The organism is Nonomuraea sp. NPDC049646, assembly GCF_044465525.1.
In the GTDB taxonomy this organism is placed as follows: Bacteria; Actinomycetota; Actinomycetes; order Streptosporangiales; family Streptosporangiaceae; genus Nonomuraea.
Window position 1 is genome coordinate 233,524 of the sequence record NZ_JBITLU010000008.1, and the last position, 23,551, is coordinate 257,074.

General features: G+C 71.0%; 20 protein-coding genes. 14 read left to right on the forward strand and 6 right to left on the reverse strand.

The window, feature by feature from the left end; translation table 11 throughout:
- Positions 1 to 100: 100 nt before the first annotated feature.
- Positions 101 to 2,074: an acetate--CoA ligase gene (gene acs / locus ACIBQ8_RS25135; RefSeq protein ID WP_397193100.1), complete on the reverse strand. Its 1,974-nt coding sequence runs from the start codon at positions 2,072 to 2,074 to the stop codon at positions 101 to 103.
- A 450-nt stretch (positions 2,075 to 2,524) separates the two neighbouring features.
- On the opposite strand from acs, the gene ACIBQ8_RS25140 reads away from it, so the two are divergent.
- The 6 genes from ACIBQ8_RS25140 (at position 2,525) to ACIBQ8_RS25165 (ending at position 8,592) form a co-directional block, all read left to right on the forward strand.
- A complete protein-coding gene (locus ACIBQ8_RS25140) occupies positions 2,525 to 3,304 on the forward strand; it encodes an oxidoreductase (RefSeq protein WP_397193102.1) in 780 nt (259 codons plus the stop codon).
- A 734-nt stretch (positions 3,305 to 4,038) separates the two neighbouring features.
- The gene (ssd, locus tag ACIBQ8_RS25145; RefSeq protein ID WP_397172784.1) at positions 4,039 to 5,079 is read left to right on the forward strand and encodes a septum site-determining protein Ssd; all 1,041 of its coding nucleotides are present in this window, start codon (positions 4,039 to 4,041) and stop codon (positions 5,077 to 5,079) included.
- Complete coding sequence (locus ACIBQ8_RS25150; RefSeq protein ID WP_397172785.1) at positions 5,076 to 6,239, forward strand: TadA family conjugal transfer-associated ATPase; 1,164 nt, start codon at positions 5,076 to 5,078, stop codon at positions 6,237 to 6,239. Before ssd ends, ACIBQ8_RS25150 begins: the two co-directional genes overlap by 4 nt.
- Positions 6,240 to 6,252: 13 nt before the next feature.
- Positions 6,253 to 6,966: a type II secretion system F family protein gene (locus ACIBQ8_RS25155; protein WP_397193103.1), complete on the forward strand. Its 714-nt coding sequence runs from the start codon at positions 6,253 to 6,255 to the stop codon at positions 6,964 to 6,966.
- Between the two features lie 293 nt (positions 6,967 to 7,259).
- Entirely contained in the window at positions 7,260 to 8,048 is a 789-nt protein-coding gene (locus ACIBQ8_RS25160) for a type II secretion system F family protein (protein ID WP_397172788.1), read from the forward strand.
- A 163-nt stretch (positions 8,049 to 8,211) separates the two neighbouring features.
- Positions 8,212 to 8,592, forward strand: coding sequence for a DUF4244 domain-containing protein (locus tag ACIBQ8_RS25165; RefSeq protein WP_397193104.1), 381 nt, complete (start codon positions 8,212 to 8,214; stop codon positions 8,590 to 8,592).
- On the opposite strand, the gene ACIBQ8_RS25170 is transcribed toward ACIBQ8_RS25165, so the two are convergent.
- Positions 8,582 to 8,716 (reverse strand): hypothetical protein, encoded by a 135-nt coding sequence (locus ACIBQ8_RS25170; protein WP_397193225.1) that lies wholly within the window; start codon positions 8,714 to 8,716, stop codon positions 8,582 to 8,584. The genes ACIBQ8_RS25165 and ACIBQ8_RS25170 overlap by 11 nt on opposite strands.
- On the opposite strand from ACIBQ8_RS25170, the gene ACIBQ8_RS25175 reads away from it, so the two are divergent.
- Both ACIBQ8_RS25175 and ACIBQ8_RS25180 read left to right on the forward strand, forming a co-directional pair.
- On the forward strand, positions 8,685 to 8,969 hold the full coding sequence (locus tag ACIBQ8_RS25175) for a TadE family type IV pilus minor pilin (RefSeq protein WP_397193222.1): 285 nt from the start codon (positions 8,685 to 8,687) through the stop codon (positions 8,967 to 8,969). The genes ACIBQ8_RS25170 and ACIBQ8_RS25175 overlap by 32 nt on opposite strands.
- A 226-nt stretch (positions 8,970 to 9,195) precedes the next feature.
- Complete coding sequence (locus ACIBQ8_RS25180) at positions 9,196 to 9,558, forward strand: Rv3654c family TadE-like protein (protein ID WP_397193106.1); 363 nt, start codon at positions 9,196 to 9,198, stop codon at positions 9,556 to 9,558.
- Between the two features lie 209 nt (positions 9,559 to 9,767).
- Here the strand turns inward: ACIBQ8_RS25180 and ACIBQ8_RS25185 are convergent, their stop codons facing one another.
- Positions 9,768 to 10,631, reverse strand: a complete 864-nt coding sequence (locus ACIBQ8_RS25185; protein WP_397193107.1) for an NAD(P)H-binding protein — start codon at positions 10,629 to 10,631, stop codon at positions 9,768 to 9,770.
- On the reverse strand, positions 10,618 to 10,986 hold the full coding sequence (locus ACIBQ8_RS25190; RefSeq protein ID WP_397193108.1) for a VOC family protein: 369 nt from the start codon (positions 10,984 to 10,986) through the stop codon (positions 10,618 to 10,620). The genes ACIBQ8_RS25185 and ACIBQ8_RS25190 overlap by 14 nt, the downstream gene beginning before the upstream one ends.
- 63 nt (positions 10,987 to 11,049) lie before the next feature.
- Here ACIBQ8_RS25190 and ACIBQ8_RS25195 point away from each other — a divergent pair, with 63 nt between their 5' ends.
- Positions 11,050 to 11,508, forward strand: coding sequence for a MarR family winged helix-turn-helix transcriptional regulator (locus ACIBQ8_RS25195; protein WP_397172795.1), 459 nt, complete (start codon positions 11,050 to 11,052; stop codon positions 11,506 to 11,508).
- Between the two features lie 125 nt (positions 11,509 to 11,633).
- Here ACIBQ8_RS25195 and ACIBQ8_RS25200 read toward each other — a convergent pair whose 3' ends face one another.
- On the reverse strand, positions 11,634 to 14,027 hold the full coding sequence (locus tag ACIBQ8_RS25200; RefSeq protein ID WP_397193109.1) for a DEAD/DEAH box helicase: 2,394 nt from the start codon (positions 14,025 to 14,027) through the stop codon (positions 11,634 to 11,636).
- A gap of 409 nt (positions 14,028 to 14,436) precedes the next feature.
- Between ACIBQ8_RS25200 and ACIBQ8_RS25205 the strand changes: the two genes are divergently transcribed.
- The 5 genes from ACIBQ8_RS25205 to ACIBQ8_RS25225 all read left to right on the forward strand — a co-directional run bounded on the left by ACIBQ8_RS25205 (position 14,437) and on the right by ACIBQ8_RS25225 (position 22,265).
- A complete protein-coding gene (locus tag ACIBQ8_RS25205) occupies positions 14,437 to 14,787 on the forward strand; it encodes an STAS domain-containing protein (protein WP_043629845.1) in 351 nt (116 codons plus the stop codon).
- A gap of 1 nt (position 14,788) precedes the next feature.
- Positions 14,789 to 15,214 carry an ATP-binding protein gene (locus ACIBQ8_RS25210; RefSeq protein ID WP_352357402.1) on the forward strand — a complete coding sequence of 142 codons (426 nt, stop codon included), beginning with the start codon at positions 14,789 to 14,791 and terminating at the stop codon, positions 15,212 to 15,214.
- Positions 15,215 to 17,134: 1,920 nt separating this feature from the next.
- Complete coding sequence (locus ACIBQ8_RS25215; RefSeq protein WP_397172799.1) at positions 17,135 to 19,447, forward strand: sodium-translocating pyrophosphatase; 2,313 nt, start codon at positions 17,135 to 17,137, stop codon at positions 19,445 to 19,447.
- A 262-nt stretch (positions 19,448 to 19,709) separates the two neighbouring features.
- Complete coding sequence (locus ACIBQ8_RS25220; protein ID WP_397172800.1) at positions 19,710 to 20,180, forward strand: SixA phosphatase family protein; 471 nt, start codon at positions 19,710 to 19,712, stop codon at positions 20,178 to 20,180.
- 15 nt (positions 20,181 to 20,195) lie between these two features.
- Positions 20,196 to 22,265, forward strand: coding sequence for an FUSC family protein (locus ACIBQ8_RS25225; protein ID WP_397193110.1), 2,070 nt, complete (start codon positions 20,196 to 20,198; stop codon positions 22,263 to 22,265).
- Here the strand turns inward: ACIBQ8_RS25225 and serB are convergent.
- Positions 22,255 to 23,472 (reverse strand): phosphoserine phosphatase SerB, encoded by a 1,218-nt coding sequence (gene serB, locus ACIBQ8_RS25230; protein WP_357966193.1) that lies wholly within the window; start codon positions 23,470 to 23,472, stop codon positions 22,255 to 22,257. The genes ACIBQ8_RS25225 and serB overlap by 11 nt on opposite strands.
- Between the last annotated feature and the right edge of the window lie 79 nt (positions 23,473 to 23,551).

The window sequence follows — 23,551 nt, forward strand, 5'->3', positions numbered from 1 at the left end:
CTCACAGAACTACCCGATCGCCCACGATAACGCCGTCCGGCGCAGACAGCTGAGGCGCATGCCCGGTTCGGGCATGCGCCTCAGCTGACGTGCGGCCTGATCAGTCCTCGGACTTGGCCGCCGGCAGCTTCTCGGAGATGAGGTTCATCACCGTGCTGTCGGCCAGCGTGGTGACGTCGCCGATGCTGCGGTTCTCGGCCACGTCGCGCAGGAGGCGGCGCATGATCTTGCCGGAGCGGGTCTTCGGCAGCTCGGGCACGACCAGGATCTGCCGCGGCTTGGCGATCGGGCCGAGCGTCTTGGCCACGTGGTCACGCAGCTCGGCGGCGATGTCGTCGCTCTCCTCGGCGCTGCCGCGAAGGATCACGAACGACACGATGGCCTGGCCGGTCACCGGGTCGGTGGCGCCGACCACGGCCGCCTCGGCGACCTTGGGGTGGCTGACCAGCGCGCTCTCCACCTCGGTGGTGGAGATGTTGTGGCCGGAGACGAGCATGACGTCGTCGACGCGGCCGAGCAGCCACAGGTCGCCGTCCTCGTCCTTCTTCGCGCCGTCGCCGGGGAAGTACATGCCCTCGAAACGCGACCAGTACGTGTCGATGTAGCGCTGGTCGTCGCCCCAGATCGTGCGCAGCATGGCGGGCCACGGCTCGCGCACCACGAGGAAGCCGCCGCCGCCGTTGGGCACGCTGTTGCCCTGGTCGTCGACCACGTCGGCGTTGATGCCCGGCAGCGGCCGCATCGCCGCGCCCGGCTTGGCCGAGGTGACGCCCGGCAGCGGGCTGATCATGATCGCGCCGGTCTCCGTCTGCCACCAGGTGTCCACGACCGGGCAGCGGTCATGGCCGATGTTCTCCCGGTACCAGACGTAGGCCTCGGGGTTGATCGGCTCGCCGACCGAGCCCAGGACGCGCAGGCTGGACATGTCGAACTTGGCGGGGATGTCGTCGCCCCACTTCATGAACGTCCGGATCGCGGTGGGGGCGGTGTAGAGGATCGTGACCTTGTACTTCTGCACGATCTCCCAGAACCGGCCGCGGTGCGGGGTGTCCGGGGTGCCCTCGTAGATGACGCTGGTCGCGCCGTTGGCGAGGGGGCCGTAGACGATGTAGGAGTGGCCGGTGACCCAGCCGATGTCGGCCGTGCACCAGTAGATGTCGGTCTCGGGCTTGAGGTCGAAGACCGCGTGGTGCGTCCAGGCCGTCTGGGTGAGGTAGCCGCCGGTCGTGTGCAGGATGCCCTTGGGCCGGCCGGTGGTGCCGCTGGTGTAGAGGATGTACAGCGGGTCCTCGGCGTCGTGGGGCTGGGCGGTGTGCTGGTCGCTCTGGCGCTCGACCAGGTCGTGCCACCACACGTCCTTCTCGCCCACCGCGACGTCCTGGCCGGTACGCCGTACGACGAGCACGTTCTCCACCTGCGGGCACTCGGCGACGGCCTCGTCCACGGTGGGCTTGAGGGCGCTCGGCTTGCCGCGGCGGTAGCCGCCGTCGGCCGTGATCACGAGCTTGGCGTCGGCGTCGTCGATGCGGCTCTTGAGCGCGCCGGCGGAGAAGCCGCCGAACACCACCGAGTGGATCGCGCCGATGCGGGCGCAGGCCAGCATCGCGATCGGCAGCTCGGGGATCATCGGCATGTAGATGGCCACCCGGTCGCCCTTGCCCACGCCGAGCTCCTGCAGGGCGTTGGCGGCCTTGCTGACCTCGGTCTTGAGGTCGTTGTAGGTGAGCGTGCGGCTGTCGCCCTCGGGCTCGCCCTCCCAGTGGTAGGCGACCTTGTCGCCGCGTCCCTCCTCGACGTGCCGGTCGACGCAGTTGTAGGCGACGTTGAGCTCGCCGCCGACGAACCACTTGGCGAACGGGGCGTTCCACTCCAGCGTCGTGTCCCACCGCCTGGCCCAGGTCAGCCGCTCGGCCGCGCGCTCCCAGAAGGCGAGACGGTCGGCGTCGGCCTCGGCGTAGGCGGCGGCGGTCACGTTCGCGGCCGCGGCCAGCTCAGCCGGTGGTGCGAACCGGCGGTTCTCCTGCAGCAGGTTGGACAGCGCCTGGGTCTCGTTGCCAGGGGTCTCCGGGGCCACTTCGTGCTCCTTCTATGGCCAGGTGGGATAGGTCGGCTCCCACTTCACCAGCTCACGGCCTCCCCACACAAGAGGTCTAGACAGGTCTGTACCGATTCGCGTGGGTGGTCGCACGATTATCAGCTCGCATGACAAACGCAATTGAACTGTTGTCATCCTGAAATCAGGAGAATATGCGGTTCGGCGTGGCGGGAAAAAGCGGGGGTCTCCGTAGCGCCTAATCCGTCGGCGGTCCGGTCCATGGCGGAGGCGCAGTGAGGCGTTATCGGGGTGGCGCCGCGGCGCGTGGCGTGGCGCCCTGCGCGGCGATGGTGCGAGCCGTGGCGGGGCGCGGCACGGCGCCTCGTACGGCGGCGGCGTGGCGGATGGTGGGGCATGGTGCGGCGCGTTTCACGGCGGCGGTGTGGTCGCTGGCCGGGCATGGTGTACCCGCCGGTAAGGTCGGTTTCCGTGAGTGACCCATTGGCCGTCATCGCGCGGTTCCCAGGCGTGTCCGAGGCGGTTGACGAGGCGCGGCAGGCCGTCGACCGGCTCTATCGGCACCGCGTCCTGCGCCGGGCGAGCCCGGCGGTGTCCACCGAGTCGTCCCTGCGCGGCGCGCGGGCCTCGGCCGCGATCGAGGGCGCCGACGTGCCGCTGGACGCGCTGCGCCGCGACGAGGTGCACGACCCGCTGGTCCAGGGGGCGCTGCGGGCGTCCGCCGAGATGGGCCGGCTCGGGCCGACCTGGCGGAAGGCCCCGAGGCAGGTGCTGGCCCGCCTGCACACCGTCGCCGCCGCGGGGCTCGCCGACCAGCCCGCATTGGGACGTCCCCGCACGGACGACTCCGCCCCCGACCCGCTCGGGCTCGGCCCCGCGCCGGGGGCCGCGGAGACCGCGACGCGGATGGAGGCCCTGCTCCGGCTGCTGGAAGGGGCGGGCAAGGCGCCCGCGATCGTGCTGGCCGCCGTGGTGCACGCCGAGCTGGCGGTGCTTCGTCCGTTCGGTACGTGCGACGGCGTCGTGGCGCGCTCCGCGGAGCGGCTGACCCTGGTGGAGTACGGGCTCGACCCGAAATCGCTGGTCGTCGTGGAGATCGGGCACCTGGAGCTGCCGTACGCGGAGGCGCTGCGGGCGTACCTGACCGGGACTCCGGAGGGCGTCGGCCAGTGGGTACAACACTGTGCCTCGGCGGTAAGCCTGGGGGCCCGGGAGACGACCGCGATCTGCGAGGCGATGCAGCGGGGCTGACGGACGGGCTGGTCACATAGCTGACGGCGTCTCGTGCGAGACGCCGTCCGCCGGTGCATCACACCGGGTTACCAAGCGTGCACCTCAATCCGTCGGAGCGGGTCAAGCCCGTCACGACGCGCCTCCCGCGGCTGGTCGCGCGTGGGTGCCCGGCTGATGCACCCGGACAAGTGGTCCGTAACACCTTTCTACGTCGGATCCCCCCTGATGGGAACCCCTTAAAGCAAGACCTTTACCGAGCCGTGGAGCGGCCGGGAGGGTTCCGTTGCGGCGCCCGCGAACGCCAACCCGTTACCTACCTGTGACGATTACGGACAGTGATCGCCTTTATGTGATCGTTATGGGATGGCGAAAAAACTTGGCGAAAATGCCAGATTACTGCTCGACGAAACTCGAGTGGATCGGGCAGCATACGGTGGTATCGCCCGAAACTGGAGCGACTGTGTGAGGGATTGCTTTGCAACTCTCTTGCCATGCTCCGGTGAAGTGATGAAAGCTTTCTTCTGAAACGGGACCGGCTCTACCCCCCCGGAGCCGGACCGATCAGGCGACCCCCGCTCTCCCCCCCGGCGGGGGTCGCCCTTTTTCCGGCCCAGGTCGTCCTGCGCCCACCGGTTGTCCACAGGCCGCACGCGCCTTCGCGCCGCCGTCCACAGAATCCCGTTCGCCCTCTCGCGACGTCCCTCCTCACCGGCAGGGTTGGCCTCCCACGCCCCTGGCAAGAGGAGGACCCCGTGCACCGCCCCCTGGTCATCACCGAGGACCACGACCTCCTCGACGACCTGGTCCGCATCGCGGCCGCCGCCGGCGCCCAGCTCGACGTGGCCCACACCCCCGCCGGCGCGCGCCCTCACTGGAACCTCGCCCCCATGGTCGCCGTCGGCCCCGACCAGGCCGACGCCCTCTCCGCCACCTCGCCGCCCGCCCGCGACCAGGTGCTCCTGGTGACCCGCGCCCCCGACGACCCCGACACCTGGCGAAAATGCGTGGCGGTGGGCGCCCAGGCCGTCCTACGCCTCCCCGGCGACGAACGCCACCTCGTGGAACGCTTCGCCGACGCCATGGAGCCCGAACCCCGATCCGGCGCGGTCACCTGCGTCATCGGCGGCCACGGCGGGGCGGGCGCGAGCGTCGTCGCCGCCTGCCTGGCCCTGCGCGCCTCGGGCGACCGCCTCCGTACGCTGCTGGTCGACGCCGACCCGCTGGGCGGCGGCATCGACGCGCTGCTCGGCCACGAGGAGGCGGCGGGCGCCCGCTGGGGCGACCTGGTGGCGAGGGAGGGAAGGATCAGCTCCAGCGCCCTGCAGGCGGCGCTCCCGTCGTTCGGCGACCTCGCGGTCCTGTCCTTCCACCGAGGCGAGGTGGCCGCGATCCCGCCCCAGGCCATGCGCTCGGTCCTGGAAGCGGGCCGGCGCGGCTTCGACCTGATCGTCGTCGACCTGCCACGCCATCTCGACCCGGCCGCCGTGGAAGCGCTCACCAGGGCGACCACGACCCTGACGGTCACCACGGCGGACCTGCGCGGCATCCTGTCCACCGTCCAGGTCCTGGGCGAGCTGCGCAAACACACCTCCGACGTGCGGGCCGTCCTCCGTCCCGGCGTCCTCGACGAGGAGACGGCCGCGGCGTCCCTCGGCATCCCCGTCGCCGCCCACCTGCCCGACCATCCGAAGCTCACCGCCACCCTCAACCGCGGCGAGCTGCCCAGGCTCGGCCCGCGCACGGTGCTCGGCACCCTCTGCGCCGCCCTTCTCCGCGACCTGCTTCCGGCATGAGCGCCGCCGAGGAGGTCTCGCCGGAGCTCGTGGAGGCCGTCCGCGTCCGCCTGGCGCGTGCCGGTGTCGAGCCGACGGCGGCCCAGGTGGCCGTGGCGCTCCGGGCCGAACGCTCGGTCTACGGAGACGCCGAGATCCTGGCGGTCGCCCGCGCCCTGTGCGCCGACCTGATCGGAGCAGGCCCGCTGGAGCCCCTTCTGGCCCGTCCCGACGTCACCGACGTCCTGGTCAACGGCCCACGCGAGGTGTGGATCGACGACGGCGGTGGCCTGCGCCGCACCTCGGTCACCTTCACCGACGACGGGGCGGTCCGCAGGCTGGCCCAGCGCCTCGCGGCCGCCGCCGGTCGCCGGCTCGACGACGCGTCCCCGTACGTCGACGCGAGGCTGGCGGGCGGTGTCCGGCTGCACGCCGTACTGCCGCCGATCGCGTCCGGCGGCACCTGCGTGTCGCTGCGCCTGCCGCCGCGCCGCACCTTCACCCTGTCCGACCTGGTGTCGGCCGGCACGATCGCCCCGGCGGCCGTCCCGGTGCTGACGGCGACGGTCGACGCCCGGCTGGCCTTCCTCGTCACGGGAGGCACCGGCACGGGCAAGACCACGCTCCTGTCGGCCCTGCTGTCCCGGGCCGACCCGGCCGAACGCCTCCTGCTGGTGGAGGACTCCGCCGAGCTACGCCCTCTGCACCCCCACGTGGTGCGCCTGGAGACCCGCCCGGCCAACCTCGAAGGAGCGGGCGGGGTGGGCCTTCGCGACCTGGTGCGCCAGGCGCTGCGCATGCGTCCCGACCGCCTCGTGGTGGGCGAGGTGCGGGGAGCGGAGGTCGTCGACCTGCTCGCCGCGTTGAACACCGGCCACGAGGGCGGCTGCGGCACGCTGCACGCCAATGCCGCGGCCGACGTGCCACCCCGCCTGGAAGCCCTCGGCTGCGCGGCCGGCCTGACCAGGGAGGCCGTGCACAGCCAGCTTGCCGCTGCCCTCGACATGGTCGTCCACCTGACCCGCACCCGCAGCGACGGCCGAAGGCGCGTCGCCGAGATCTGCCTGCTCTCCAGAGCCCCCGGCGGCCTCGTCGAGTCGCTCCCCGCCCTCACCTTCGCCCCCGACGGCTCCTCCCACACCGGCCCCGGCTACGAATCCCTGCTGCGCAGGACATCATGAAGGCCCCCGGACGATGACCGCCGCGCTCATCTCGGCCCTGTCCACAGCCTGTGCCATCTGGCTGTGGACCGGCCCCGCCACGCCCGCCCTCCGCCTGCACGCCCTCCTGACCGCTCGCCATCGGCGTCTCCCATGGCAACGCCTGCTCCGGGCCACCCTCACCCGCCCCGGCCCCACCCGCCGTGCCGACTCCTGGCGCCGGGCCTCCATAGAGCTGTGCCAGTCGCTCTCGGCCGAGCTCGCCGCGGGCCGCACCCCAGGCGAAGCCCTGACCCGAGCCATCACGGCAGTCGACTTCCCCGACCCCGAAGCCCTGCGCCCCGCCCTGGCCGCCGCACGAGACGGCGGCGACGTCTCCGCGGCCCTCACGGCGGCGGCGCCGGCTCAGGGCGGCGAGGGCCTGCGCCGGCTCGCGGCCTGCTGGGACGTCAGCCTCACCGTGGGCGCCGGCATGTCCGCGCTGGTCGAACGCGTCGGCGGCACACTCCGCGCCGCCCAGACCCACCGCCAGGACGTCGCCGCCCAACTGGCCGGGCCCCGCACGACAGCCCGGATGCTCGCCGCCCTGCCGGTCCTCGGTCTGCTCATGGCGGGAGCGCTCAACATGCACCCGCTGGGCTTCCTGTTCGGCACCTTGCCGGGCCTGCTCTGCCTCCTGTCCGGCACCGCCCTCGACGCCTGCGGCCTGTGGTGGACCCACCGCATGGCCACCAAGGCCCAACCCTGACCGGGCACGTCCCCGAACGGTCTGTAGGCCCTTTGACTCCGGTGAGACGTGTAGCCCGGCACTCATGCGAATCCTGTCGCCAATGCGGGTCCTGTCGCCAAGCCCCATGCGAGACCTGTAGGCCAGCTCTCCAGTGGAGCTTGTAGGCCCTGCTCCGGCGAGTCGTCCTCGGCGAGCCGTGCTCGTCCCCATCCTGTTCGGGTTGTGCTCACCCACGCCCGTCCCAGTCGTGCTCACCCACGCCCATCTCGGTCGTGCTCATGCACGCCCGCCTGAACCACTGGATCCGCCCGATGCTCCCTCTGCTGTCCGCCTTCTGTGCAGCCCTCGCCGTCTTCTTGTGGTCGGCCCCACGCACCGCCGTGGACCGCCTCACCCGCCTCCTGCCCTCGCCCGGCCCGCCGTCGAGCCCGCCCACCTCTCCGATGGACACCCCCGCCCAGCCCGACTGGCTCGACAAGAAGGACCCCCACCGCCGCCGCCCGACCCGCAGAACCGTCACCACCGCCGCTGTCACCGGCGTGATCACCGGCCTCCTGGTCGGTGGCCTCGCCGGAATCGTGGCGGCACTTCTGCTGGCCCCGGTGATCGCCCTGATCCTGCACAGGAAGGAACCCCCGCAGTCCCGCCAGGAACGCGAGCAGATCACCGCCGATCTCCCCTTCGCCGCCGACCTGATGACCGCCTGCCTGCTCGCCGGACAACCGGTGACCGCCGCCACCGACCTGGCCGCGACCACGATCGGCGGCCCCCTCGGCCAGCGTCTGGCATGGGTGGGCAGCCAACTCCGCCTGGGAGCCGACCCCGAGCCGACCTGGGCGACCCTGGCGAAGGATCCGGCCCTGAGCCAGCTGTCGAGAGCCATGAGCCGGGCCGCGCAGACCGGCGCCCCGCTGGCGGACGTCCTGACCCGCCTGGCCGACGACGCGAGAGACACAGCTAAAGCAGCCTCACTCGCCGCCGCCCGGACCGTGGGCGTGAAAGCGGTCGCCCCACTGGGCCTGTGCTTCCTGCCGGCCTTCGTCCTCCTGGGCATCATCCCGGTGATCGCCGGCCTGGCCTCCACGATCGTCCTGCCGTGAGCGCCGGCGGCGGCGTTGTCCACAGCCTGAGGGCCGACCCGCGGACAATCCCCAGAACGCCATTCGGCCCGACGGCGGCTGTGCCTTCTCGGCGAACCTTGGACTCCCGCCGGACAAGACCCGGCTCCGACCACCTGGAGGCACGATGCAAGGTCCCGCCACCATGCCAGGCACCCTCAGCCCCACTCCAGCTCACGCGTACGCCACTTCACCCCGGCCCAGCGCCTCCACCAATCCGACCACCACCGCGCCGCCTCAAGAAGCCGACAATGCCTCCAACGTAGAGACGGAAGCCACCTGCGTTTCCTCGACCACTTCCGCACCTCCCGGCGGACCCGCCGGGCAGAGCTCACGCTGGTACCCGGGCAAGTGGATCACCTGCGCTGTCGCGAACCGAGAGCGCGGCATGTCCACAGCCGAATACGCGGTCGGCACCATCGCGGCCTGCGCCTTCGCCGCGCTTCTGTTCAAGGTGGTCAGCAGCCCCGAGGTGCAGGAGATGCTGAAGTCCCTCATAGACCGAGCGCTCAAGATCACCGGATGACCCTCCACCAGACGCGGAACGCCGCCACCAGGCAACGGTCGGCATCACGCGGCTCGGTGACGGCCGAGACGGCCGCCATGCTGCCCGCGCTCATGATCGTCCTGGCAGCCGCGCTCTGGGCCATACAAGCGGTGAACGTCCAGCTGGAATGTGTAGACGCAGCCCGAGCGGCAGTGCGCGCCGCAGCCCGAGGCGAGCCGCTGGACCAGGTCCGCGAGCTCGCCCGCTCCGCCACTCGCCCAGACGCACACGTAGAGATCACCCGAGACGCAGAATTCACCCACGCAGAGATCGCAGTAGATGTACGACCAGCTTGGGGCGCTTCGCTGCCGGCCGTCCGCGTGTCGGCCTCGGCGACAGCCGCCACAGAACAGTGACGTCACGCAGGTGCCCGCCGAATGGAGATCTGCCAGGAGGACATGAGCCCTCGTGTCCTCCTGGCAGTCGGGGGGCGAAATCTCCAACCCCTACGGCGTCTTCTACCCACAAGACGGGCCGACAACTCCGCGACGCGGCACGGAGATCGTTCGCGCGGAAGGCGCAGAAGCGCCTCAAAGCCGAGCGAATCGACGACCTTCACCGATCAATCACTCCGAGGACAAGATGATCAAGAACAAGGAACGAGGGTCGGCGACCTTATGGGGAGTGGCCCTCATGGGGCTCCTGATGGCGGTTGCCGGAGGGTTGGCCGCCGTGGGGGCGGTTCGTGTGGCTCGTCATCGGGTTGACAGCGCGGCCGACCTGAGCGCTCTGGCCGCGGCCAGAGCGGCGATCGCCGATCCCGAGGGCGCTTGCGGCAGGGCGGCGGCGTTGGCCAGAAGAAACGGCGTCCGGCTGGCGGCTTGTGAGATCACGGGAGAGATCGCGGATGTCCGGACCTCTTTGTCGATCACCTTGCCGATCGCCGGCGCACACACCCTTACAGGCAGGTCTCGGGCGGGGCCGGTCACGATGTCACCTGGGTAGCAGCCGGGAGCGGCAGCCGTTCATGAGGCCACTGTCCTGCGCCAAAGGGGGCGAGTGATCGACCGCCGACACGTGCAAGCCTCGGGGTGTGTCACGCGAATCCGGCCCCCGGACAGCGTCGCCGGCCGCTTCGACGTGATCCAGACGCGCTGATCGGGAGAAGGGACGATGCGAGCCGAGATGCCGACTCGCCTGCGCCGGCCCGGTGTTCACACTGCCGTCAGTCCCTCGACCAGGCCGGTAGTTGGCCTGCCGAGGAGTCGAGGGAGATCGTCACCGACCCGAGCGAAGACCCCGGCGGCGATGGTTTCGTCGAGACGTGCCAAGAAGCCGGCCAGCTCGCCATCCATCCCCGAGTTGACGAGCGCTACCTGCAGCTCTTCGGAAGTGACAGGCCGGTAGGCGACCTCGCGCTCCAGCACGACCGACATCGCTTCGGCTATGTCGGCGTAGGTGAAGTTCGTGTCGCCGGAGAGGCTGTAGGTCACATTGTCGTGCCCACCTGTGGTGACGACGACGGCCAACGCCTCAGCCAGGTCCTTCCGGCTGGCTGGGGCAACGACGGCGTCACCGGTCGCCGCGGCGAGGACGCCGGTGAAGCGGGGGCCTGCCAGCGCCTGGATGTAGTTCTCGATGTACCAGGTGTTCCGCAGGATCGTGTACGTCACGCCGGAAGCGGTGAGAGCGTCCTCGGTCGCTCTGTGGTCCGCGTTGATCTCGAACCGGTCGTCGTCGGCTCGGACTCCGCTGGTGTAGTAGACGTGTCGGACATTCGCGTTCTTCGCCGCCTTGATGACCGACTCGTGCTGGGCAAGGCGGCTCGGGTCTCTGCCCGAGATCAACACGACGTCGGAGTGCCTGGCAACGAGCTCCGCGACGCCGGCCGAATCCGACAGGTCGACGGCGGCGGTGTTGAACCCGGCGGAAGCAAGTTCCGCGAGACGCGCTCGGTTCCGACCGGCCGCGGTGATCGTTCCGGGGCTGGTTCCCCGAGCGACCAGCGCGTCCAGGACGTGGCGACCGAGTGCCCCGGTGGCCCCGAAGACCAGGGCGCTCGCCTCAGGCGCGGTCATGGAGGGTGATCTGGTAGCCGTCGGGGTCGGCGAAGGTGAAGGTGCGGCCGAAGGGGCCGTCGATCGGGGCGGAGACGATGGTGTGACCGTCGGCGACGAGGGCGTCGTGGATGGCCTGGACGTCGGTGGCGTGCAGCCAGATCGCGGCACCGACGCCGGGCTGGGCGACGGAGGCGAGATCGGTGCTGGGAACGACCTCGCGGAGCGCGAACGCGATCGGCTTCGTCTCGAAGACGACGGCGTGCGGAGGCCCGGCCTGCGAGCGGACGAGGCCGAGGTACTGCTCGTAGAACGCCTGCGAAGCGTCGAGGTCGCGCGCTTGCAGCGAGATGAAGTCGGGGCCGGTGACGGGCATGATGATGCTCCTTGTCTTCGTGTCAGTTTTCTGACATGGCCCAACGTATGTCAGAATACTGACATGAGTCAACACGGTGCCGGCGTCGACCTGAACAAATCGCTGGGCTACCTGCTGAAAGAGGCTTCGAGCGCCCTGCGCGCAGCCATGGAGGAGGTGCTGCGACCGCTCGGGATGACCGTGACGCACTACTCCTGCCTGGAGTTGCTGGCTCAACGGCCCGGCTTGTCGAACTCCGAGCTGGCTCGCGGCGCGTTCGTGACCCGGCAGTCGATGAACGTCCTGCTCCAGACCCTGGAACGAGACGGCTACGTCACCAGGCCCGCCGAGGCGCCCGTCGGGAAGGCTCTTCCCGCGCGGCTCACCCCTCGCGGACGACGGAGCCTGGAGAAGGCGAGCGCGGCGGTCCGGTCTGTGGAGGTCAGAATGCTGTCCGGCATGACCGACGCCGAGCAGTCGGACGCGTTCCGAATCTTGCAGAGCATGATTCATTCGCTGCGCGACGGTGACGGCGGTGCCTAGTCGTTTCTCGGATGCATGGGGGACAGGGGCTTCTGGGAGCGTCCGCTGCCGGGGGTCGGCGACTTATGGGCCCCCGACGACGGAGAGCGGGCTTTTGCGGGGCGTCGGTCGGAGAAGGGTGGCAGTTAGGGCGTGGGGGCGGGGGTGAGGAGGATGTCCAGGAGTTGGAGTGCGCCGCGTTTGTGCAGGGGCTCGTTGCCGTTGCCGCACTTCGGGGACTGGATGCAGGACGGGCACCCGCGCTCGCACTCGCAGGACGCGATCGCCTCACGCGTGGCCGTCAGCCAGTCGGTGGCCCGCGCGTAGCCGCGTTCGGCGAAGCCCGCGCCGCCTTCGTGGCCGTCGTACACGAAGACGGTGAGCAGGCCGGTGTCGGCGTGCAGTTCGGTGGAGACGCCGCCGATGTCCCATCGGTCGCAGGTGGCGAACAGGGGGAGCAGGCCGATCGAGGCGTGCTCGGCGGCGTGCGCCGCGCCGCCGAGGTCGATGTCCGCCGCCGCGAGCGGCGCGACCGCCGTGGCGGGCAGGGTCCACCAGACCGCGCGGGTGCGGAGGGTGCGGGGTGGCAGGTCGAGGGGTTCGTCGCCGAGCATCTCGCCGGACTGCAGGCGTCTTTTCAGGTACGAGACCACCTGCCTGGTCACCTCCACCTCGCCGAAGTGCAGCGTTCCCGGGCCGAGTGGGCGGGAGCGCTGGGTGGCGAGGATGGAGATGTCGGTGATGTCGCGGGCGAACGTGGAGTAGTCGGGATTGGCGGCCTCGACCAGGGCGACTCCGGCGTCCAGGTCGAGGGTCTCCACGAGGAAGGTCTCGCCCTGGTGGATGTAGACCGCGCCGGTGTGGACCGTGGTGTGGGCGGACGGCTCGTCCACGCTGCCGAGCAGGCGGCCGGTCGAGGACTCGACCACCTGGATCGGGGCGCCTCCGCCGCCTCTGATGTCGGCGAGGTCGGTGGCGCGTTCGCGGCGGGTCCAGAACCAGCCAGCGGGACGGCGTCTCAGGAGGTTCCGGGCGACCAGGTCTTCCAGGACGTCGGGGGTGGTGGTGCCGAAGACGGGCAGGTCGTCGTCCGTCAGCGGGATCTCGGCGGCGGCGGCGCACAGGTGGGGGCCCAGGACGTACGGGTTGTCCGGGTCCAGGACGATCGCCTCCACCGGCCGTCCGAACAGGGCCTGCGGGTGGTGGACGAGGTAGGTGTCCAGGGGGTCGTCCCTGGCGATGAGCACGGCCAAGGCGTCCTGGCCGTCGCGGCCCGCCCGGCCGGCCTGCTGCCAGAGGGAGGCGCGGGTGCCGGGCCAGCCGGCGATCAGTACGGCGTCCAGGCCGGAGACGTCCACGCCGAGTTCGAGGGCGTTCGTGGTGGCCAGGCCCATGAGGGTGCCGGCGCGCAGGGCCTTCTCCAGGAGGCGGCGGTCCTCGGCGAGGTAGCCGGCGCGGTAGGCGGCGACCTTGTCGGGGAGGGCGGCCAGGTCTTGGACGTCGTCGGGGATGGCCCAGGTGAGCGGGCTCGGCGGGGTGGAGTGGCGTGGGTCCTGGGCGCCGGGGGCTGCGGTTGCGGAGGGGGACGCGGGGTCCTGAGGGGCCGAAGGGGAGGCGAGCGTCGGGGGCGTGGCGCTGGGGGAGAAGTTCGGAGGCGCGGTTTCGGGGGTGGGCCGGGGCGCGGTTTCGGGGCTGGTGTGCGGAGGCCAAGGCCCGGCTTCGGGGGTGGTGTGCGGCGCGGTATCGGGGGTGGTGTGCGGCGCGGTATCGGTCGTGGCGTGCGGGGGCCAGGGAGCGGTGACGGAGAAGGCGACGTCGGCCAGTTTGGCGCGGGCGGACAGGGCGACCGTCTCGGCGCCGCGTCGCGAACGTACGAACGCGAGCGTCCGTACGTTCGCCAGGACCAGGTCCGCGAGGAGGTCAGCGGTCTCCGCGGTGGCCGTGCGGCGCACAGGAGCCCCTCCCTCGCCCCGCAGATCCGTCAGAGGCGGTTCCCAGAGCGCGATGGTCGTGGAACCCTTCGGAGAGGCGTCCGTGGTCACCTCGTCCATCTCAAGCCCCGTCAGCCTCATGGCGAACACGCCGGGCTCGCTCGCCGTGGCCGAGGCGAGCACGAACGTGGGGCGCGAGCCGTACCGGGCGCAGACGCGGCGCAGGCGGCGCAGGATCTGGGCCACGTGCGAGCCGAAGACGCCGCGGTATCCATGGCACTCGTCCACGACCACCATGCGGAGGCGGCGGAAGAACGAGGACCACTGCGCGTGCCGGGGCAGGACGCCGCGGTGGAGCATGTCCGGATTGGTCAGGACGTAGTTGGCGTGCTGGCGGATCCACGTACGTTCCTCGAAGGGGGTGTCGCCGTCGAAGCAGGCGGCGCGCACCTGCGTGATGCGCAGTTCGCGCAGGCCGCGGAGCTGGTCGGCGGCCAGGGCCTTGGTCGGCGTCAGGTACAGGACGGTGCCGCCGTCGAGGCAGGATGCGACCGCCGGCGTGAGGTACGCCAGGGACTTGCCCGAGGCCGTTCCCGTACTGATGATCACGTTTCGGCCACGGAAAGCCAGGTCGGCGGCTTCGTACTGGTGGGGCCAGAGTCCTGTAACTCCACGGTTCGCCAAGCGCGTAACCAGGACTTCCGGAGCCCAGTCCGGCCAACGGGCTTGACCCGCCTGACGTGCTGGAACATGCTCCACATGGGTGACACGCTCATGACGTGCGGGAACTCCGAGCAGGTGGGCGAGGAGTGGACCTGCCTGTTGTGGGGAGGATGCCGAGGAAGTCACTGTTTCCAGTCTTGCATCGATGGGCAAAGTCGCCGGGAATCGTGATTTCGTATAGACACAAGCCAGACGCGTGGTTGAATGCCGCGCGTCAGGGTCGGACAGTCTGGGGCCACGCTCCAGATTGCCAGGCCCGCAAGAGTACTTTCGCAGGCGAGGCGCTGGAGGATCTGTGGATCTGAAGTTGGATCACCGCACCGAAGACCGACTCACCATCGTGGAGGTCGAGGGTGAGATCGATGTCTACACGGCGCCGAGATTGCGTGAGCTCCTCATCGACCTGGTGAACAAGGGCAACTTCCACCTTCTGGTGAACATGGAGAAGGTCGACTTCCTCGACTCCACGGGGTTGGGAGTGCTCGTCGGAGGGCTCAAGAGGGTCCGGGCGCACGACGGCTCGCTTGAGCTGGTGTGCACCCAGGAGCGCATCCTCAAGATCTTCCGCATCACCGGTCTGACCAAGGTCTTCGGGATTTACGCTTCCGTCGACGAGGCCAAGGAAGCTCACGGCAAAGACAAGTAGCATGGCTACCGTCGAGCTGACGTTCAGCGCTCTCCCCGCGCATGTGCGGACCGCCCGGCTGGTGGCCACGGCGATCGCCCGTCGTACCGGCGTGGAGGAATCGCTGTTGGACGAAGTCAGGCTCGCCGTGGGTGAGGCATGCTCCCGGGCGGTCGAGGCGCATCGACTTCACTGCCCGGGCGAGCCCATCCGCATCGAGCTACGTGACGACTCCGGGCGTTTCGAGGTCACGGTCAGCGATCTGGCCCCCAGTGACGAGATCAAGCAGGAGCAGCCGCTGGATCTGGGCATGCTCTCTGACTCGTTCATGTCAGGCTTCGGCATCGCCGTCATCTCCGGTCTGGCCGATGACGTCGAGGTCTTCCCCAGCCCCAAGGGGACGAACATCCGGATGAGCTGGCCCGCCTCCAACGGGGCGGGTTCCTGACCTGACATCGCTTGGATCGGTCCCTTGTCTCCCTGGGGGCGTGTTCGAGCTGGTCGGGTGTGGTTTAGGGGCGATAGACGGGGATGAGGGGATGTCCGGTTGCGGCATGCCTTCCTCCCTGTCGAGTCGCACCACGTTTTCGCATGTCCTGACGAGGGTGCTGGGAGCCTCGTTCTGTTGGCATGCCTGGACTGCCTGCGCCGCTCTGCGATGAGCGGCAGCGCATGTACGCGGGACGTCGGAGGGCTGGCCGCAGGATTTGGCCGGGCCGGTGCGAAGTTCTGGTCCAGGGGTCCCGCTGGAGCGGTTCAGCGAGGTCCTGGTTTAGTGCGGCAGGGACTCGGCATGGACCGGCCGAAGCGAAGGGCTCAGGACGGTCCGGCGTGGAGCCCGGCATGGCGTCCAAGCAGTTGTGAGGGGCGCACGCCTCTGCGTCGCACGCTTACGAAGCTTCGGGCTCAGGTCAGGCCCAGAGCCCGGCTCTGCACGTTCAGCCGCTGAGTCATGCGGTGAGACGCCCAGGCTCCGATTGGGCGGTTGCTCATGGGCGGACTGCGGGCCGGCTGTGCAGGCGGTTCTACAGGGCGCGGGTCACAGGCTGGGGTCGAAGGGCGAAGGTCTACGGTGGCGAAGGCCCGAGTCGGAAGGACGATGGTCAGTGCGGCGAGGGCCTGGGCTGACGGTTGAAGGCTCAGCGCGAAGCGAAGACTCTGCATGGCAGGGCGCGACTGAGGTCCGAATGCCAGGGCGGCGAAGTACGGCCTGGGCCTGCCTGGAGTGTTCTGGTGGAGCGATGCGGCTGCGCCATGGGATCTTGCTCCCCGCAGTGGTGCCTGTGGAAGGCGATGAGAGTTGTCCACAGGCTGTGGATGAACGGGGGATAGTGGGCCAGGTCACCAGAAGGGCTCGCCGCGAGGCGGTAGGGGCCAAGGGCTGAGGTGAGTGACTGGCGGCGACCGGAAAGAAGCCATGGCGGCTGCGCATCGGGTTGCCTGGACCGACATCCGGAGGTGGCGGCGCGGGAGCCCCGGGCCTAGTTGGAGGTATACGGGTTGGCAGGTGCCTGGCGTCGCCCCTCGGCCGCTGTAGGGCGCTTTGAGGCGGTGCAGCGCCTTCGAGGCCGACGCGAGAGCTCTGGCCTGTCGCGGAGGTGGTTTGAAGGGGCGAGGCTGCGTCGGCAAGGGACTGAGTGGTGCTCATCGGGTGGCAGGGGCGGCGCATGGGCGCTGGGAGACGCCGGGCCGTCGTGGAAGTGGCCTGCAGGAGCGGGACAGTGTCGGCCAGTGGCTCGAGTGGCGCCTGGTCGGATGGTCAGGGGCGGTGCACGGCGCCGGGACACGCTGGTCGGCCGTATCGTCAGGTCCGCGTCCATCGGGCCGAGTCCCCCGCGGGCCGTGGCACCGGGCCGCGTCCTGCGAACTGAGTCAGCTGGCCGCGTCGGCTCGTGGCGCAGGGCGGCGTTCCATGGTCGTGGTGCCGCGCCGTATGTCGCGGATGTGGCGCCCCGCGGATGGCGCCGGGAGGTGCCGCCTTGCGGGGGTGCCGGTGGTGGTTCTGGGGCTGGGCCGGCCGGTGGGGGGTCGGTGGTGGGGTGGGTCGGCGTGTCGTGGGGAATTAATCTTGGTTTCGGGCGGTCCGATTTGTGGGGTTGTCATGCCCGTAAACCTGAGGAAATTTCGCCTGTCAGATCTCAAACCGGCCCGCTGTCAGGGGATTACTGAACGCCCGCGCAAATAGCCGCCCCGAGAGCCTTCATATCCGTTCAGTGCCTGCGTAGACTCCCGGCACCGGCCAAGGTGATCCGGCGGAACCGCGGATTCAACCGGAAGCGGCACCCACAACCCGGATGGTGCCGCACCCGCCCGCCGAGAGATCCGCAGCACCGTTCGGGCAGGACGACCGGTCTTGCCGAGGAGAACGATGAGCAGGCACATGCTGGCATTGGCGCCAGCGCCCAATCTGTCCCTGAGCGGTAACAACCTCACCATCGTGATCGTGGTCGCCGCGGTCGCGCTGATCGCGCTAGCCGTCGCCGGCGGCCTCGTACGCGAGGTGCTGTCCGCCGGCCAGGGCACCGAACGCATGCAGAACATCGCGCGAGCCGTGCAGGAGGGCGCGGCAGCCTATCTCGCGCGCCAATTCCGCACCCTGGCGATCTTCGTGATCGTCATTCCCTTCCTGTTGCTCTTGCTGCCGGGCGAAATGGACGTACGCGTCGGTCGCTCGATCTTCTTCGTGGTCGGTGCGGTGTTCTCCGCATTGACCGGATTCATGGGCATGTGGTTGGCGGTGCGCGGAAATGTGCGTGTCGCCGCCGCGGCCAACGAGTCGGGCGAGAAGCGCGCCATGCGCGTCGCCTTCCGCACCGGCGGCGTCGCCGGCATGTTCACCGTCGGCCTCGGGCTGCTCGGTGCGGCCGTGGTCGTCTTCATCTACCAGGGCGAGGCGCCCCACGTTCTCGAAGGCTTCGGGTTCGGGGCGGCGCTGCTGGCGATGTTCATGCGAGTCGGCGGCGGCATCTTCACCAAGGCCGCCGACGTCGGCGCCGACCTGGTGGGCAAGGTCGAGCAGGGCATCCCCGAGGACGACCCGCGCAACGCCGCGACGATCGCCGACAACGTCGGTGACAACGTCGGCGACTGCGCGGGCATGGCGGCCGACCTGTTCGAGTCGTACGCGGTCATGCTGGTCGCCAGCCTCATCCTGGGCAAGGTGGCCTTCGGCGAGCAGGGCCTGATCTTCCCGCTGATCGTGCCCATGATCGGCGTGCTGACGGCGATCATCGGCATCTTCGTCACCGGGCTGCGCGACCGCGACCGCAGCGGCATGGCGGCGATCAACCGCAGCTTCTTCATCTCGGCCGCGATCTCGGCGGTGCTGGTCGCCGCGGCGGCCTTCTGGTATCTGCCCAGCAGCTTCGGCGCCCTGTCGGGCTCGACCGTCACCTCCGACGCCGACCCGCGCCTGATCGCGGTGGGCGCGGTGCTGATCGGCCTGGTCCTGGCCAGCGCCATCCAGCTGCTGACCGGCTACTTCACCGAGACCAACCGCCGTCCGGTGCGCGAGATCGGCGAGAGCTCGGCCACCGGGCCGGCCACCGTCATCCTCGCCGGCATCAGCGTCGGCCTGGAGTCGGCGGTCTACTCGGCGCTGATCATCGGCGGCGCGGTCTACGGGGCGTTCCTGCTGGGGTTCGGGAACGTCACGATCGCGCTGTTCGCGGTGGCCCTGGCCGGCACCGGCCTGCTGACCACGGTCGGCGTCATCGTCTCCATGGACACCTTCGGCCCGGTCTCCGACAACGCCCAGGGCATCGCCGAGATGTCCGGCGACGTCGAGGGCGAGGGCGCGCGGGTGCTCACCAGCCTCGACGCCGTCGGCAACACCACCAAGGCCATCACCAAGGGCATCGCCATCGCCACGGCCGTGCTGGCGGCGACGGCGCTGTTCGGCGCGTTCCGCACGGCGGTGGAGGACCAGCTCTCCAAGGCCGGCCAGGACATCAAGGCGGCGCTCGGCGCCTTCTCCACCTTCAGCCTCAGCATCGACCAGCCCAACGTGCTGGTGGGGCTGATCGTCGGCGCCGCGGTGGTGTTCCTGTTCTCCGGCCTGGCGATCTCGGCGGTCGGCCGCGCGGCCATGCGGGTGGTCTTCGAGGTACGCGACCAGTTCCGCAACAAGCCGGGCATCATGGACGGCACCGAGAAGCCCGAGTACGGCCGCGTCGTGGACATCTGCACCCGCGACTCGCTCCGCGAGCTGGCCACGCCCGGCCTGCTGGCGGTGATGACCCCGATCGCGGTCGGGTTCGCGCTCGGCTACGCGCCGCTCGGCGCGTTCCTGGCCGGCGCGATCGCCTGCGGCACGCTGATGGCCGTCTTCCTGGCCAACTCCGGTGGCGCCTGGGACAACGCCAAGAAGCTGGTCGAGGACGGGCACCACGGCGGCAAGGGCTCCGAGGCCCACGCCGCCACGGTCATCGGCGACACGGTCGGCGACCCGTTCAAGGACACCGCGGGCCCGGCCATCAACCCGCTGATCAAGGTGATGAACCTGGTGGCGCTGCTGGTCGCGCCGGCCGTCGTCCTGTACGCGGGCAACGCCGCGCTGCGGGTCGGCATCACGGTGGTGGCGGTGGCGGTGGTCGTGGCGGCCATCGTCGTCTCCAAGCGCAGGTCGGTGACGAGCGAGCCGGCCAACAACGACCGCGAGCACGAGCCCGTGGCCTCGTAACGACCGATCGACGAGACGCCCGCCCCGGCCAGGGGCGGGCGTCTTCGCATGCGGGTGGGTGGCGCGGGGACGGCGGGGGCGCGGTGGGAAACTGGGCGGGTGGAAGAGGACAACCGGCCCTCGGGCGGGAAGACGCTGGGCCTGATCCTGCTGGCGATGCTGGTCATCCTGGGCGTGATCATCGGCCTCGGCATCTGGGCGTCGAGGGGATGACAGGCCGAGAGGACGACGGGTCGAGGGAGATGACGGTCGAGGTGATGACGTGACGCGGACCCTGATACTGCTCCGCCATGCCAAGGCCGCGCAGGTGCCCGGTCTGGCCGACCGCGAACGTCCGCTGACCGAGCGCGGCGAGCGGGACGCCGCTCGGGCCGGCGACGAGATCAGGGCGGCCGGGCTGAGCCCCGACGCGGTGCTCTGCTCACCTGCGCTGCGGACCAGGCGCACCGCCGAGCTGGCCTTCCCGGGCATGGAGATCGGCTACGAACGCGACATCTACCAGGCATATCCCGAGGAACTGCTCGAACTGCTGCACAGGATCGATCCTGAGCTGGGCACGGTCGTGCTGTGCGGGCACAATCCCGCGGTGCACGAGCTGGCCCTGCAACTGGGCGGCGGCGACTACGGCTTCCGGCCGGGGGCGTTCGCGGTGATCCAGGTGGAGGCGGCGTGGGTAGACCTGTGGCCGGGGGAGGGACGCCTGGTCACGCACTGGGATCCCAAGGAGCACTGACCGGGGACGACGCCTATGCGGGGGGCCGCCAGAGCGCTGCGTGACGGCTTCTCGCTGCCCGCGCGTCCGCCCTGGGGGTACGGGCTGCTGTGCGGGCTCGCGGTGGCCGGGCCGCTGCTGGCCGGGGTGCTGGCGGGCAGGCCGCAGTCGGGGGCGTTCCTGGCCCTCGGGGCCTATCTGACGGCGTTCGGCGACATGTACGGGCAGCCGTACGCGGCGCGGGCGCGGTCCATGGCCATCAAGATCGTGCTGATCGCCGGCGGGTGCTGGCTGGGCCTGTACCTGGCGGACCGGCCCTGGTGGGCGGTGCTGGCGCTCGGAGCGGTCGCCGCGGCGGGCGGCCGGTGGCGGACGGTGGGGACGCCGCCCGCGTTCGCCCTGGTCACCGGGTTCTACCTGGCGGTGCCCGCGGGTTTCGGGCCGCCCGAGCTGATGGTGTTCGGCGGCCTCCTGTACGCGGTGCTCGCCCTGGCCCTGTGGCCGTTGCGCCGGTTCGACCCGCTGGCGACGGCGCTGGGCGAGGCCGTCCGCGCCGTGGCCGGGCTGCTCGACGGGCTCGCCGGCGACGACTGGGGCGAGCGCAGGGAACGCGCGTCCAAGGCCCTGGAGACCGCGGCCACGGCGTCGGCGGCGTTCGCGAGCATGGACGCGGCCGGCCGCTCCGCCGCCGCGTACGTCGAGGCGCTGGTCCGGATCTTCCACGAGACGGTGGCGCTGCGCGCCCTGCGCGCGGCGGCCCCGGACGAGCAGGACGGGATCGACGACGTGGCCACCACCCTGGCCGCGGACCTGCGGGAGGCCGCGGACGGACGGCGGGCCGGAGTGGTGGAGGCGCTGGCAGTCACCGCCGACTACGCCGAGCGCCTGGGCGCGCGCGAGCCGGGCGCCGACCCGGCGGCGCTGCGCAGCGGCGCGGTGCTCGGCCAGGCCCGGCGCTGCCTGGACCGGATCGCGGTGGGAGTGCGCACGGTCGGCCTCCTGACCGCCCGGCACGTGCCCCCGGCCGGCCGCGGGCTGCTGCCCGGGAAGCCGGTGGCGGGCCGCCGGCTGTTCCCGCGGCTGCCGTGGAAGCCGCCGCCGGGCGGTACGGGGCCCGAGCACGCCGGGCGGCTGGGGCTCACCGCCGCCGTGGCGATGGCGCTGATGCTCGGGGTGCACGAGCAGTACGGCAAATGGTTCGTGTTCACCGTGCTGCTGGCGGTGCGGCCGACCTACGGGGACACCGTCGAGCGGGTGGTGCTGCGGGTGGCCGGAACCGTGGCGGGGGCCGCGGCTGCGGCGCTGATCCTGGCGGCGGTGCCGGGGCCGTACACGATCGTGGGGACGGTGCTGGTGTTCGGCACGCTCGGGTTCGCCCTGCGCGAGGTGAGCTACGGCTACTGGTCGATCTTCGCGACGCCGCTGGCCATGATGCTCACCGACTTCTCCACCCGGCTCGACTGGGAGGCCGCGGGGATCAGGCTGGCGCTCACGGCGGGCGGCGGCGTGCTGGCGCTGGCGGCGGCCCGGCTGCTGTGGCCGCGCGGCCAGGCCGGACGGCTGCGCGGCCTGGCCGCCGACCTGCTGCGCGAGCACGCCTGCCTGGTACGCGCGCCGGCCGAAGGCGACCTGGACCGGCTGCCCGACCGTACGGAGTCGGCCGGGACGGCGGCCGACCGGCTGCGCGAGTCGCTGGACAAGCTGGACAAGGAGCCGGGCGGCAGGGCGCCGGCCGAGCTGCGGGCCGCGCTGACGCTGGCCAGGAAGCTCAGGGACGACGCGATCCTGCTCGGCGCCGTGCTGCGCGGGGCCGAGCCCGGCTCGGACGCCACCGCCGGCGTGCTGGACGCGGTGGCCGACCGGCTGGACGCCGTGGGGCAGGCCGTACGGGAAGGCGAGCCGCCGCCCGCGGCCGACGCGTTCGAGTCGCAGCTCGACGAGGTGGCGCGGGAGGTCAGCTCGCTGATGGAGGAGGCGGCGGCGGGGGAGGGCACGGCGGTGCGCAGGCGGCTGCGGCACGCGGTGACCGCCCACCCGGCGCTGAGGTCGCTCTGCAAGGACGCGCTCGACCTGGCCGCCGAGGTCACCGCCCGGTTCAGGACGTGAGCACGCCGTCCTCGGCGTCGGCGGCCTCGACCTCGTCCCTGGAGATGCCCAGGAGGTAGAGGATCGAGTCGAGGTAGGGCGTGTTGACCGCGGTGTCGGCGGCCTGCCGGACGACGGGCTTGGCGTTGAAGGCGATGCCCAGCCCGGCCGCGGCGATCATGTCGAGGTCGTTGGCGCCGTCGCCGATGGCCACCGTCTGGGAGATGGGCAGCCTGGCCTCCTTGGCGAACCGCTCCAGCGCGCGGGCCTTGCCCGGCCGGTCGACGATCTCGCCGACGACCCGGCCGGTGAGCTTCCCGTCGATGACCTCCAGGACGTTCGCCGCCGAGTAGTCGATGCCCAGCTCCTCGACCAGGGCGTCGGTGATCTGGGTGAAGCCGCCGCTGACGATGGCGAAGCGGTAGTCGAGGCGCTTGAGCGTACGGACGAGGGTGCGGGCGCCCGGGGTGAGCACGACCTCCTGGCGCACCTGCTCGAACACCTCGGCCGGCAGCCCTTCGAGCAGCGCGACCCGGCGGCGCAGCGACTCGGCGAAGTCGAGCTCGCCGCGCATGGCCTGCTCGGTGACCCGGGCGACCTCGTCGAGGCAGCCGGCGTGCGCGGCCAGCAGCTCGATGACCTCGCCCTGGATGAGGGTGGAGTCGACGTCCATGACGATGAGCCGCTTGGCCCGGCGGGACAGGCCGGTGCGCTGGACGGCGACGTCGACCTCCTGGGCGGCGGCCTCGGCGGCCAGCTCGACGCGCAGGGCGGTCGGGTTGGCGCCGGAGACCGACAGCTCGATGCAGGTGACGGGCCACTGGGCGAGGCGTTCGATGCGGTCGATGTTGGCGCCGGCGGCGGCGATGCGGCCGGCGATGCCCGCGATGGCGGCGGGCTGGAGGGTGGCGCCCAGCACGCTGACCGACAGGCGGCCGCGGCGGCGCTGCTCCTTGGCCTGGGAGCCGGTGGAGAGCTCGACCTCCATCCCGAGGTCTTCGGCCACCCGTTCGACGGCGGTCCACATCGCGCCGAGGGTGGTGCCCGTGCCGGTGGACGGGCCGCCGGCGTACGCGACGAGCACGCCGAGCGTGAGCCTGCCGCGGATGACGACCTGTTCGATGTCCGCGACCGTCACCGGGAACCCGGACAGCACGGAGAAGAGCCTGGAGGTGACACCGGGCCGGTCGGGGCCGGTCAGGGTGATCAGGAGGGTGCGCTGGTCCACATCCAGCCACGGTACTGCGCCCGGTCCGGTGCCCGCGCAGCAGGCTCGCCATTCGGACACGGGCGCAGCGGCCACGGGA

Coding starts and splice junctions, on each gene's coding strand:
- ACIBQ8_RS25150 (WP_397172785.1), top strand. CDS start 5,076: ATGAGCGCCGCCGAGGAGGTCTCGCCGGAGCTCGTGGAGGCCGTCCGC.
- ACIBQ8_RS25170 (WP_397193225.1), bottom strand. CDS start 8,716: ATGGCCCAGAGCGCGGCTGCCAGGACGATCATGAGCGCGGGCAGCATG.
- ACIBQ8_RS25160 (WP_397172788.1), top strand. CDS start 7,260: ATGCTCCCTCTGCTGTCCGCCTTCTGTGCAGCCCTCGCCGTCTTCTTG.
- ACIBQ8_RS25195 (WP_397172795.1), top strand. CDS start 11,050: ATGAGTCAACACGGTGCCGGCGTCGACCTGAACAAATCGCTGGGCTAC.
- ACIBQ8_RS25210 (WP_352357402.1), top strand. CDS start 14,789: ATGGCTACCGTCGAGCTGACGTTCAGCGCTCTCCCCGCGCATGTGCGG.
- ACIBQ8_RS25215 (WP_397172799.1), top strand. CDS start 17,135: ATGAGCAGGCACATGCTGGCATTGGCGCCAGCGCCCAATCTGTCCCTG.
- ACIBQ8_RS25165 (WP_397193104.1), top strand. CDS start 8,212: ATGCCAGGCACCCTCAGCCCCACTCCAGCTCACGCGTACGCCACTTCA.
- ACIBQ8_RS25155 (WP_397193103.1), top strand. CDS start 6,253: ATGACCGCCGCGCTCATCTCGGCCCTGTCCACAGCCTGTGCCATCTGG.
- ACIBQ8_RS25185 (WP_397193107.1), bottom strand. CDS start 10,631: ATGACCGCGCCTGAGGCGAGCGCCCTGGTCTTCGGGGCCACCGGGGCA.
- ACIBQ8_RS25175 (WP_397193222.1), top strand. CDS start 8,685: ATGATCGTCCTGGCAGCCGCGCTCTGGGCCATACAAGCGGTGAACGTC.
- ACIBQ8_RS25180 (WP_397193106.1), top strand. CDS start 9,196: ATGATCAAGAACAAGGAACGAGGGTCGGCGACCTTATGGGGAGTGGCC.
- ACIBQ8_RS25190 (WP_397193108.1), bottom strand. CDS start 10,986: ATGCCCGTCACCGGCCCCGACTTCATCTCGCTGCAAGCGCGCGACCTC.
- ACIBQ8_RS25225 (WP_397193110.1), top strand. CDS start 20,196: ATGCGGGGGGCCGCCAGAGCGCTGCGTGACGGCTTCTCGCTGCCCGCG.